The sequence below is a fragment of the Mesorhizobium sp. M7A.F.Ca.CA.002.15.2.1 genome (genome assembly GCF_003998715.1).
In the GTDB taxonomy this organism is placed as follows: Bacteria; Pseudomonadota; Alphaproteobacteria; order Rhizobiales; family Rhizobiaceae; genus Mesorhizobium; species Mesorhizobium ciceri.
This window is the reverse complement of record NZ_RZPI01000105.1, coordinates 1-11,260: the sequence shown is the minus strand read 5'-3', so window position 1 is coordinate 11,260 and position 11,260 is coordinate 1. Positions and strand designations below refer to the sequence as shown.

The 11,260-nt window shown below is 62.9% G+C and carries 10 protein-coding genes; 1 reads left to right on the top strand and 9 read right to left on the bottom strand.

The genetic code is table 11. From position 1 onward, the window contains the following. Positions 1-209: 209 nt before the first annotated feature. From ENZ74_RS09105 to uxaC, 4 genes are read right to left on the bottom strand one after another with little or no spacing between them, the layout of a single operon-like run. Positions 210-1,490 (bottom strand): TRAP transporter large permease, encoded by a 1,281-nt coding sequence (locus ENZ74_RS09105; protein ID WP_013529044.1) that lies wholly within the window; start codon positions 1,488-1,490, stop codon positions 210-212. After that, entirely contained in the window at positions 1,491-2,018 is a 528-nt protein-coding gene (locus tag ENZ74_RS09100) for a TRAP transporter small permease (RefSeq protein WP_013529043.1), read from the bottom strand. A 59-nt stretch (positions 2,019-2,077) separates the two neighbouring features. After that, positions 2,078-3,055, bottom strand: a complete 978-nt coding sequence (locus ENZ74_RS09095; protein WP_024504231.1) for a TRAP transporter substrate-binding protein — start codon at positions 3,053-3,055, stop codon at positions 2,078-2,080. Positions 3,056-3,088: 33 nt separating this feature from the next. After that, positions 3,089-4,549 carry a glucuronate isomerase gene (uxaC, locus tag ENZ74_RS09090; RefSeq protein ID WP_063169451.1) on the bottom strand — a complete coding sequence of 487 codons (1,461 nt, stop codon included), beginning with the start codon at positions 4,547-4,549 and terminating at the stop codon, positions 3,089-3,091. A gap of 95 nt (positions 4,550-4,644) precedes the next feature. Between uxaC and ENZ74_RS09085 the strand changes: the two genes are divergently transcribed. Beyond that, the gene (locus ENZ74_RS09085) at positions 4,645-6,165 is read left to right on the top strand and encodes a mannitol dehydrogenase family protein (protein ID WP_063169452.1); all 1,521 of its coding nucleotides are present in this window, start codon (positions 4,645-4,647) and stop codon (positions 6,163-6,165) included. A gap of 51 nt (positions 6,166-6,216) precedes the next feature. Here ENZ74_RS09085 and ENZ74_RS09080 read toward each other — a convergent pair whose 3' ends face one another. From ENZ74_RS09080 to ENZ74_RS09060, 5 genes are all read right to left on the bottom strand, one after another. Next, positions 6,217-6,624, bottom strand: coding sequence for a F0F1 ATP synthase subunit epsilon (locus tag ENZ74_RS09080; RefSeq protein ID WP_013529039.1), 408 nt, complete (start codon positions 6,622-6,624; stop codon positions 6,217-6,219). Positions 6,625-6,726: 102 nt separating this feature from the next. Further along, positions 6,727-8,319, bottom strand: a complete 1,593-nt coding sequence (gene atpD, locus ENZ74_RS09075; protein ID WP_027163462.1) for a F0F1 ATP synthase subunit beta — start codon at positions 8,317-8,319, stop codon at positions 6,727-6,729. 70 nt (positions 8,320-8,389) lie between these two features. Continuing rightward, positions 8,390-9,274, bottom strand: a complete 885-nt coding sequence (locus ENZ74_RS09070; protein WP_013529037.1) for a F0F1 ATP synthase subunit gamma — start codon at positions 9,272-9,274, stop codon at positions 8,390-8,392. A gap of 32 nt (positions 9,275-9,306) precedes the next feature. Further along, complete coding sequence (gene atpA / locus ENZ74_RS09065) at positions 9,307-10,836, bottom strand: F0F1 ATP synthase subunit alpha (protein WP_013529036.1); 1,530 nt, start codon at positions 10,834-10,836, stop codon at positions 9,307-9,309. Next, a partial coding sequence (locus tag ENZ74_RS09060; protein WP_127312738.1) for a F0F1 ATP synthase subunit delta occupies positions 10,836-11,260 on the bottom strand: 425 nt, incomplete at its 5' end. The genes atpA and ENZ74_RS09060, both read right to left, overlap by 1 nt.

The following is an 11,260-nucleotide window of genomic DNA, read 5'->3' as shown; positions in this document are numbered from 1 at the left end:
GCCTTCTTCGAATTCGAGCGGCTGCTGCTTGCGGATCGCCGCAACGACGGTCTCCGACAGCTTGGGTTTTCTCTCGACCCTGAGATCGGCGGATGCAGCGGACACGTGATGGTCTCCTAAAGCAATTCCAGGAAAAATGTGAAACGGTTTCCGTCCGGAATTGCGTCAAAACAAAGGGTTAGAGCAGTTCGCCGTTCCCGTGAACTGCTCTAGTGGAACAGGTGCGGCAACCACAACGAAATTTCCGGCACGTAGGTGACAAGCATCAACACAGCGAAAGCCGCCCCATAGAATGGCCAGATCGAACGCATCGCCGTCCAGATCGGGATCCGGCCGATCGCACAGCTGACGAACAGCACTGCCCCCACCGGCGGTGTGCACAAGCCGATGCCGAGATTGAGAATGAGGATCACGCCGAAATGCACCGGATCGACGCCGTAGGCCATGACCACCGGCAGGAAGATCGGCGTGGTGATGATGATCAGCGGCGACATGTCCATGAACGTGCCGAGGATGAGAAGCACGACGTTGATCAACAGCAAGATGACCAGCTTGTTGTCGGATACGGACTGCAGGAAGGCGACCAGAGCGGCCGGCACCCGGAGATAGGCCAGCAGCCAGCCAAAGGCGGCGGCGCAGCCGATGATCATCAGCACCATTGCGGTTGTGCGCACGGCAGCGGTGGTCGCGGTGACGAAGTCGTTCCAGCTCATGGAGCGATAGATCAGCAGGGTCACCAGGAAAGCATAGACGATGGCGATGCAGGAGCTTTCGGTGGCGGTGAAGACGCCGGAGCGAACGCCGCCGAAGATGATGCCGATCAGGATCAGCCCGGGAATTGCGGCAACGAGCAATTGCAGCGCCCTGCCGAAGCCGGCGAACGGCTCGGTCGGATAGGCGCGGCGGCTGGCGACCCAATAGGCCGTGACCATCAGAGATAGCGCCAGCAGCAGGCCCGGTATGATGCCGGCGGTGAACAGATCAGCGATCGAGATCCGGCCGCCGGCCGAAATCGAATAGATGATCATGTTGTGCGAAGGCGGTATCAGCAGCGCAATGATGGCGCCGACCGAAGTGATGTTGACAGCATAATCGACGCCGTAGCCGCGCGCCTTCATCTGCGGGATCATCAGCCCGCCGACCGCCGAGGCATCGGCCACCGCCGAGCCGGAAATGCCGCCGAACATGGTCGAGGCGGCGATGTTGACCTGGCCGAGCCCGCCTCTCAGGTGGCCGACCAACGCCCCGGCGAGCGCAACAAGGCGAGCGGCAATGCCGCCGCGCACCATCAGGTCACCGGCGAAGATGAAGAACGGGATGGCCATCAGCGAAAACACGCTGACACCGGAGTTGAGGCGCTGGAACACCACCAGCGGCGGCAGCCCCAGCACCAGAACCGTGGCGAAGCTGGCGACACCGAGGCAGAAGGCGATCGGTGTGCCGATGATCAGAAGAAAGACGAAGGTGCCGAACAGAACCGTCAATGCCATCTAGAGACCCTCCTCGCCCGTGGCGTACTGATCGGCATCGACCGGCAGTCCGGCAAACCGCCCGGCAAGCCGCTCGAGCGAAAACAGGCAGACAAGCGCGCCGCCCAGGATGACCGGCAGGAAACTGACGCCGCCCGGGAAAGCGAGAGACGGCATCACCGTGTTCCATGTCAGCCGGGTGAGCTGGGCGCCGTAGACGATCATGCCGAGACCGAAGGCGAGCACGACGACATCCGAAATGCTGCGCAGTACCGCCTTTGCGGCGGGCGGCAGGAAATAGAGCAGCACATCGAAGCCCAGATGCGTGCGTTCGCGGACACCGACGGCCGCGCCCAAAAAGATGAACCACCCCATCAAAATCACCGAGAAGGGTTCCGTCCAGCTTGGCGAACTGTTGAGCACATAGCGTGAGAACACCTGCCAGAAGATGATCACCGTCATCAGCGTCAGGCCGATGCCGCTGACCCACAGCGCAAGCCTCGCCAGCCGTGACAGCAGCCGTTCTATTGCCAGCCAGAATGGTTTCATATGCGCGCTTCCCACTGGACGGTGGCGCGCAAGCTCGCGCCACCATTGCCGCGAACGGATTATTTGGTCGCCTGGATGCGCGCGGCGAGATCTTTCAACTCGGGGGTCGAGAGATATTTCTCGTAGACCGGCTTCATCGCATCGATCAGCGGCTGCTTGTCGATCTCACTGACCTTGACGCCGGCTTTCTCGACGATGTCGCGCGACTTCTTCTCCTGCGCGTCCCACAATTCACGCATCTTGACGACGCTGTCCTTGGCCGCCTGCCGCACGATCGCCTGGTCTTCCGGGGCGAGCTTGTCCCAGCTCGCCTTCGACATCACCAGAACCTCGGGCACGATCTGGTGCTGGTCGAGCGTGTAATGCTTGGCGACCTCGAAATGCTTGGCGGATTCGAAGCTCGGCCAGTTGTTCTCGGCGCCGTCGATGACGCCTGTCTGCAAAGCCGAATAGACCTCGCCATAGGCCATCGGCGTGGCGTTGGCGCCCAACGCATTGACCATGTCGACGAACACGTCGGACTGGATGACGCGGAACTTCATGCCCTTCATGTCGGCCATCGAGGTGATGTCCTTCTTGGTGTTGTAGAAGGAGCGTGCCCCGGAATCGTAGAAGGCGAGACCGACAAGGTCGTGAGTCTCAAAGGCTTTCAGGATCTCGTCCCCGATCGGCCCGTCCATGACATGGCGCATATGCTCGACGGAGCGGAACATGTAGGGCAGCGACGGCACCGCGGTTTGCGGAACGATGCCGTTGAACGGCCCCATCGAGACGCGGTTGAGATCGATGACGCCGGTCTGCGTCTGCTCGATCGTGTCCTTCTCCTCGCCGAGCTGCGCCGAATGATAGACCTCGACCGAATAGCGGCCATTGGTGCGCTGCTTGATCAGCTCGCCCATATATTTGACCGCTTCGACGGTTGGATAGCCGTCGGGATGGGTATCGGACGACCGCAGCACGGTTTCGGCGTTGGCGATGCCGACCAGCAACGAGCCGAAAACGAATGTAACTGCCGTCAATTTCGAAAGATGCAACATGACTTCCTCCCTATGAAAACCAAAACGCCCGGCTCAGAGCCGGTAGGCCTTTTTCGCAAGTGTATAGGCAAGCTCCCGCGCCAGCTCATGCGCCTCGTCCTCGCGCAGCCGATGCTCGGCGACGAGACGCGCCAGGAACGCGCAGTCGACCCGCCGCGCCACATCGTGGCGCGCCGGGATCGAGGGAAAGGCACGGGTGTCGTCGTTGAAGCCGACGGTGTTGTAGAAGCCGGCGGTCTCGGTGGTCATCTCGCGGAAGCGCCGCATGCCTTCCGGGCTGTCGTGGAACCACCAGGCCGGCCCGAGCTTCAGCGCCGGGTAGACACCGGCGAGTGGCGCCAGTTCGCGCGCATAGCTTGTTTCGTCGAGCGTGAAGAGAACGATTGTGAGGTCGCGCTCAAGTCCGACGCAGTCGAGCAGTGGCTTCAGCGCCGTCACATAGTCGGTCCGGGTCGGGATATCGAAACCCTTGTCGCGGCCGAATTTTTGGAAAACAGCCGACGAATGATTGCGCCAGGAGCCGGGATGGATCTGCAGCACCAGCCCGTCGTCGAGGCTCATCTTGGCCATCTCGGTCAGCATCTGGGCGCGGAACAGTTTCCGTTCGCGCTCGTCGTCGGAGCCACGGCGAACGCGATTGAACAGCTCCTGCGCTGCAGCATCCGAAAGATTGGCGGTCTCGGCCGTCGGATGGCCATGGTCGGACGAGGTCGCGCCGAAGCTTTTGAAGAAGGCGCGCCGCTGGCGATGCGCATCGAGATAGCCTGCCCAGCTGCCGGTGTCGCAGCCGGTGATCTCGCCGAGCCGGTCGAGATTGGTTGAAAACCCCTCGAAGTCGGGATCGACGACGGCGTCGGGGCGATAAGCGGTGACCACACGGCCCTGCCAGCCGCTGTCGCGGATCATCTGGTGCCATTTGAGATCGTCGAGCGCGCCTTCGGTGGTCGCGATGACCTCGATGTTGAAGCGCTCGAACAGGGCGCGCGGGCGGAAATTCTCCCACTGCAGCAGCGTCGCGATGGCGTCGTAGTGGCGGTCGGCGGTCGCTGCGGTCAGCGGCTCGTCGATGCCGAACAGATCGGCAAGCACATGATCGAACCACAGCCGGGTCGGTGTACCCCGAAACAGATAATAGTGCTCGGCAAAAAGCCGCCAGATCGCCCTGCCGTCGGTCTCGACCGGCGCGCCGTCCAGCGTCGCCACGCCGAGATCCTCAAGGCGGATGCCTTGGCTGAACAGCATGCGGAAAATGTAGTGATCCGGAACGATGAGCAGTTGCGCCGGATCCGGAAAAGGCTCGTTCAGCGCATACCAACGCGGATCGGTGTGGCCATGCGGGCTGACCAGGGGCAGGTCCTTGATCCCGGCATAGAGATCGCGGGCAACCGAGCGCGAATGCGCATCGGCGGGAAACAGCAGATCCGCATCGGTCAGTGGCACGGCAATCCTCCCAGGGCCGCTATCGGTAGGGGCGGCAAGAAATAATGTCAACATACAAAAATTAGGTTGTTGTATGATGACTTTTCGGCCCATTGTGTGGCGGGAAATCGAATGTTACGCCGCTTTGCCGATCCCTGCCGAGGCCACTCATGTCATCCGACCAGACCAGTCGCACCACGACGACCGAACGCCTTTCCACGAAGACGTTGCGCGCACTGCCGGCTTCGATCGCGACGCCTTCGTATGATCGCAGCCGCATCGTCCCGGGCATCGTGCATCTTGGCGTCGGCGCCTTCCATCGCGCCCACCAGGCCGCCTATGTCGACGATTGCCTGGCGGCCGGCGAGACGGATTGGGGCATAACAGGCGTTTCGCTGCGCAGCGCCGACACGCGCGACGCACTCACGCCGCAGGATGGGCTCTACACGCTGGCGATCAGAAGCAGTGGAACCGAAAAACTTCAGGTCATCGGCTCGATTACCGCGATGCTGGTGGCGCCGGAGGATCCGGGCGCGGTACTGGCCGCGCTGACCGATCCGCGCACCCGCATCGTCACGCTTACGATCACCGAAAAGGCCTATCTGAGGGCGGCTGGCGGCGGATTGGACGCTGCTCATCCCGATATCGCCCATGATCTGGCCAATCCGCAGATGCCGAAGACAGCGCATGGTTTCCTGACCGAGGCGCTTGCCCGGCGACGCGCCGCCGGCACGCCGCCCTTTACCGTGCTCTGTTGCGACAATCTGCCGGCCAACGGCGCCACGCTGCATCGGCTGTTGGTTGAATTCGCCCAGTTGCGAGATGCCGGGCTCGCCCAATCGAATGATGTCGGAATTGCCGATCACATCGCCCATCAGGTCGCCTTTCCTTCAAGCATGGTCGACCGCATCGTGCCGGCAACCACCGATGCCGATCGGGCGCGGATCGCTGAAGAACTCGGTGCCGAGGACGCTTGGCCTGTCATGACCGAGCCGTTCTGCCAATGGGTGGTCGAAGACAATTTCCCAGCGGGCCGCCCGGACTGGGAACAGTTCGGCGTCACCATGGTTCGCGACGTCGGCCCGTTCGAGGACATGAAGCTCAGGCTGCTCAACGGCTCGCATTCGGCCATCGCCTATCTTGGCCTGCTCAGCGGTCATGCCACCGTCGACCGCGCCTTCGCCGACCCGGCGATCCGGCAATTCGTCGATGCATTGTGGGCGGAAGCCATCCCGACCCTGCCCGAGGATGCCGGGCTCGACCCGAGCGCTTACACCGCGGAGCTCGCTGAGCGTTTTTCCAACACTGCACTTGCCCACCGTACGGCTCAGATCGCCAATGACGGCAGCCAGAAATTGCCGCAGCGCATCGTCGCTTCCGCCATCGAATGTCTAGAAGCCGGTACCGAGCTGGTCCATCTCACGTTGGTGGTGGCTGCCTGGATCGCTGCTTGCGCCGCACGAGGAAAAACCTTGCCGGAGGGCCATTTCACCGACCCGCTCGACGCGGCGTTGACGGCACTTTTGGGCGAGCAACTGCCGGCGAACGAAACCGTGACCGCTGTGTTCGACCTCGCCGGCTTCGCCAAGGACCATGCCGAGCGCCAGACCTTGATCGAGCTCGTGGCCGTGCATCTCGTCCACCTGCGACGAGACGGCCCGACATTGGCTTTCGCAGCCTTGGGCATTTAAACAAAAAAGCGAGGCAAGGCCCCGCTTTTTACTCTTTCATCGAACCGAATTTCAAGCCGGCAGGATGGCGCCTTCCAGCGTGGTGAGCTGGCTAAGGAACTGTTCCGCCTTGCTGCGAGCCTCGTCGTCCTTGGCATCAGTGGCGTCTTCTTTGGCTTCCTGGATGCGGCGCGCGAGATCGGCGCGGTCGACATCCTTCACCGCGACAGCCGATTCCGCCAGCAGCGTGCAGCCGGCCGGAACGATGTCGGCGAAGCCGCCGAACACCACATAGCGCTCTTCGCCGCCCGCTGCGGTCTTCACGGTGACGACACCCGGCTTGATCGTGGTCATGACCGGCGCGTGATGCGCCATCACGGTCATCTCGCCTTCGGCGCCCGGAATGACGACGGATTCAACCTGCTCGGAAACAAGCAGGCGCTCCGGCGAGACCAGTTCGAACTTGAAAGCTTCAGCCATGATCAATTTAGCGAATAGCGAATAGCGAGCAGCGAGTAGTCAGAAGAAGAATTCGCCGGCCCATATTCCCTATTCGCTACTCCCTATTCGCTATTCGCTTGATTACGCCGCTTCAGCCGCGAGGCGCTGTGCTTTCTCGACCGCTTCCTCGATGCCGCCGACCATGTAGAAGGCAGCTTCCGGAAGGTGATCGTAGTCGCCGTTGCAGAGGCCCTTGAAGCCCTTGATGGTGTCGGCGAGGTCGACCAGCTTGCCCGGCGCGCCGGTGAACACTTCGGCGACGAAGAAGGGCTGCGATAGGAAGCGCTCGATCTTGCGGGCGCGGGCCACGGTCTGCTTGTCTTCTTCCGACAGCTCGTCCATGCCCAGGATGGCGATGATGTCCTGCAGCGACTTGTAGCGCTGGAGGATCGACTGCACCTGGCGCGCGACGCCGTAATGCTCGTCGCCGACGACCAGCGGGTCGAGCATGCGCGAGGTCGAATCCAGCGGATCGACCGCCGGATAGATGCCCTTTTCGGCGATGGCGCGGTTCAGCGTCGTGGTCGCGTCAAGGTGGGCGAACGAGGTCGCCGGCGCCGGATCGGTCAAGTCGTCGGCGGGCACGTAGATCGCCTGCACGGACGTGATCGAGCCCTTGGTGGTGGTGGTGATGCGTTCCTGCAACGCGCCCATGTCGGTGGCGAGCGTCGGCTGATAGCCCACCGCCGACGGGATACGGCCAAGCAGAGCCGACACTTCCGAACCCGCCTGCGTGAAGCGGAAGATGTTGTCGACGAAGAACAGCACGTCCTGGCCCTGGTCGCGGAAATACTCCGCAACCGTCAGGCCGGTCAGGCCGACGCGGGCGCGCGCGCCCGGCGGCTCGTTCATCTGGCCGTAGACGAGCGCGGCCTTGGAGCCTTCGCCGCCGCCCTTCTTGTTGACGCCGGATTCGATGAACTCGTGATACAGATCGTTGCCTTCGCGGGTGCGCTCGCCGACGCCGGCGAACACCGAATAGCCGCCATGCGCCTTGGCGATGTTGTTGATCAGTTCCTGGATCAGCACGGTCTTGCCGACGCCGGCGCCGCCGAACAGGCCGATCTTGCCGCCCTTGGCGTAGGGAGCCAGGAGGTCGAGCACCTTGATGCCGGTGATCAGGATCTGTGCTTCCGTCGACTGCTCGACATAGGTCGGAGCCGGCTGGTGGATGGAGCGCATTTCGATCGCGTCGACCGGGCCTTCTTCGTCGACCGGCTCGCCGATGACGTTGATGATGCGGCCGAGCATGCCCGGGCCGACCGGCACGGTGATCGGCGCGCCGGTGTCACGCACTTCCTGGCCGCGAACCAGACCTTCGGTCGAGTCCATGGCGATGCAGCGCACGGTGTTTTCACCCAGGTGCTGGGCGACTTCGAGCACCAGACGGTTGCCGACATTGGTCGTCTCGAGCGCGTTCAGGATCGCCGGCAGGTGATCGCCGAACTGCACGTCGACGACGGCGCCGATGACCTGGCGGACCTTGCCGACAACGCCGGTTGCCTTGCTGGCCACTGCCGATGTCTTGGCAGCTGCGGCCTTCGCCGGTGCTGCTGCCTTGGCCGGGGCCGCCTTCGCGGCTGCTGCTGGAGCCTTTGCCGCCTTCGCGGGGGCTGCTGCCTTCGCGGCTGCGGCCTTGGGGGCTGCCTTCTGGGGGGTCGCTGCTTTCGCCATCGTCTTTACCCTTTTTCGTCCTTTGTTTCTCACGCGGTCCGGTCGCGGGCAAAAAACCCGTGGACCGCGCCTAGAGCGCCTCGGCGCCCGAAATGATTTCGATCAGTTCCTTGGTGATCTGCGCCTGCCGCTGGCGGTTATAGGTGATCGACAACTTGTTGATCATCTCGCCGGCGTTGCGCGTCGCATTGTCCATGGCACTCATCTTGGCGCCCATCTCGCCGGCCGCGTTTTCGAGCAGTGCCCGGAAAACCTGCACCGAGATGTTGCGCGGAATGAGATCGGAGAGGATTTCGCCCGGCTCCGGTTCGTATTCATAGACAGCGTTGCCGCCATCCGTCACTTCCGCCTGAGCCGAAGCAACGCCCGCCGGAATGATCTGCTGCGCGGTCGGGATCTGGCTGATCACAGACTTGAACTGCGAATAGAACAGCGTGCAGATGTCGAAGCCGCCCTCGTTGAAGAGATGGATGACCTTCTTGGCTATGGCATCGGCATTGACGAAACCGAGTGTCTTGACCTCGCGCAGATCGACGCGATCGATGATCAGCGACGCGTAGTCGCGGCGCAGGATGTCGAAACCCTTCTTGCCGACGCAGATGATCTTGACCTGCTTGCCGTCGGCCAAAAGCTTGCGGATGTGGTCGCGGGCAAGACGGGCGATCTGCGAATTGAAGCCGCCGCACAGGCCGCGCTCGGCGGTGCAGACGACGAGCAGATGCACATCATCCTTGCCGGTGCCGGTCATCAGCGCCGGGGCATCGCCACCGCCGCCGATCGCCTGGGTGATGTTGGCCAGCACGGAACCCATGCGCTCCGAATAGGGGCGCGCCGCTTCCGCAGCCTCTTGCGCACGGCGCAGCTTCGCCGCGGCGACCATCTGCATCGCCTTGGTGATCTTCTGCGTCGCCTTGACCGAGGCGATACGGTTACGAAGGTCTTTTAATGAAGGCATGCTTCAAACCTGATCCCGTCTTGTCGCTTCGCTCAGGCGAAGGTCTTGGCGAAAGCGTCGATCTCGGCCTTCAGCTTGGCGCGCAGATCGTCCGACAGTGCCTTTTCCTTGCGGATGGCGTCGAGAACGTCCTTGCCGGCCGCACGCATGTGGCTGAGCAGGCCATGCTCGAACTTGCCGACCTGGTTGACCGGCAGCTTGTCGAGATAACCGTTGACGCCGGCGAAGATCACCGCGACCTGCTCTTCCGTCTTCAGCGGCGAGAACTGCGGCTGCTTCAGGAGTTCGGTCAGGCGCGATCCGCGGTTGAGCAGGCGCTGCGTGGCAGCGTCGAGATCCGAGCCGAACTGCGCGAAGGCCGCCATTTCGCGGTACTGCGCGAGCTCGCCCTTGATCGAGCCGGCAACCTGCTTCATCGCCTTGATCTGCGCGGCCGAGCCGACGCGCGACACCGATAGACCGACGTTCACCGCAGGACGGATGCCCTGGAAGAACAGGTTGGTTTCGAGGAAGATCTGGCCGTCGGTGATCGAGATCACGTTGGTCGGGATGTAGGCCGACACGTCGTTGGCCTGCGTCTCGATGATCGGCAGAGCGGTCAGCGACCCGCCGCCCAGATCGTCGTTGAGCTTGGCGGCGCGCTCGAGCAGGCGCGAGTGCAGGTAGAACACGTCGCCCGGATAGGCTTCGCGGCCCGGCGGGCGGCGCAGCAGCAGCGACATCTGGCGATAGGCGACGGCCTGCTTCGACAGATCGTCATAGCTGATCAGCGCGTGCATGCCGTTGTCGCGGAAATATTCACCCATGGTGCAGCCGGCGAACGGCGCCAGGAACTGCATCGGCGCCGGGTCGGAAGCGGTGGCGGCGATGATGATCGAGTATTCGAGCGCGCCGCGCTCTTCCAGCACCTTGACGAACTGCGCGACGGTCGAGCGCTTCTGGCCGACGGCGACGTAGACGCAGTAGAGCTTTTCCTTCTCGGGGCCGTTGTCGTGCACCGACTTCTGGTTGAGCATCGTGTCGAGGATGATGGCGGTCTTGCCGGTCTGGCGATCGCCGATGACCAGCTCGCGCTGGCCGCGGCCGACCGGGATCAGCGCATCGATGGCCTTGAGGCCGGTCGACATCGGCTCGTTCACCGATTTGCGCGGAATGATGCCGGGCGCCTTGACGTCGACGCGCTTGCGCTCGACTGCCTTGATCGGACCCTTGCCATCGATCGGATTGCCGAGCGCATCGACGACGCGGCCGAGCAGGCCTGGGCCGACGGGAACGTCGACGATGGCGCCGGTGCGCTTGACGATGTCGCCTTCCTTGATGTCGCGGTCGGCGCCGAAGATGACGACGCCGACATTGTCGGCTTCGAGGTTGAGCGCCATGCCGCGGATGCCGCCGGGGAATTCGACCATCTCGCCGGCCTGGACATTGTCGAGGCCGTAGACACGAGCGATACCGTCACCGACGGACAGCACCTGTCCAACTTCGGAGACCTCGGCCTCCTTGCCGAAATTCTTGATCTGGTCTTTCAGAATTGCGGAAATTTCCGCGGCGCGGATGTCCATCAGCCGACCTCTTTCAGTGCAAGCTTGAGCGAATTGAGTTTGGTTTTGAGCGACGTATCGATCTGGCGCGAGCCCATCTTGACCACCAGCCCGCCGAGCAGCGACGGATCGACGGTGACGGAGATAGCCACGTCCTTGCCGGCAACGCTCTTCAGCGCCGCCTTGAGTTCGGTCTGCTGGACAGCCGTCAGCGCGTGAGCCGACGTCACTTCAGCAGCGGTCTCGCCACGGTGTTCGGCTGATATCTGGCGGAACGCCCTGATCATGCCGGGAATGGCGAACAGCCGGCGGTTGCGGGCGACGACGCGCAGGAAATTTCCGGTGAGGCCGGTGATCCCGGCCTTGTCGGCGATCGCCGCGATGGCCTTCGCCTGGTCCTCGCTGGAGAACACCGGGCTGTTGATCAGCCGGGTGAGATCAGCGC

Excerpts from the sequence above, each read along its gene's own strand:
- ENZ74_RS09100 (WP_013529043.1), bottom strand. The coding sequence starts at position 2,018 with ATGAAACCATTCTGGCTGGCAATAGAACGGCTGCTGTCACGGCTGGCG.
- ENZ74_RS09080 (WP_013529039.1), bottom strand. The coding sequence starts at position 6,624 with ATGGCTGAAGCTTTCAAGTTCGAACTGGTCTCGCCGGAGCGCCTGCTT.
- ENZ74_RS09070 (WP_013529037.1), bottom strand. The coding sequence starts at position 9,274 with ATGCCTTCATTAAAAGACCTTCGTAACCGTATCGCCTCGGTCAAGGCG.
- atpA (WP_013529036.1), bottom strand. The coding sequence starts at position 10,836 with ATGGACATCCGCGCCGCGGAAATTTCCGCAATTCTGAAAGACCAGATC.
- ENZ74_RS09085 (WP_063169452.1), top strand. The coding sequence starts at position 4,645 with ATGTCATCCGACCAGACCAGTCGCACCACGACGACCGAACGCCTTTCC.
- ENZ74_RS09095 (WP_024504231.1), bottom strand. The coding sequence starts at position 3,055 with ATGTTGCATCTTTCGAAATTGACGGCAGTTACATTCGTTTTCGGCTCG.
- ENZ74_RS09105 (WP_013529044.1), bottom strand. The coding sequence starts at position 1,490 with ATGGCATTGACGGTTCTGTTCGGCACCTTCGTCTTTCTTCTGATCATC.
- uxaC (WP_063169451.1), bottom strand. The coding sequence starts at position 4,549 with ATGTTGACATTATTTCTTGCCGCCCCTACCGATAGCGGCCCTGGGAGG.
- atpD (WP_027163462.1), bottom strand. The coding sequence starts at position 8,319 with ATGGCGAAAGCAGCGACCCCCCAGAAGGCAGCCCCCAAGGCCGCAGCC.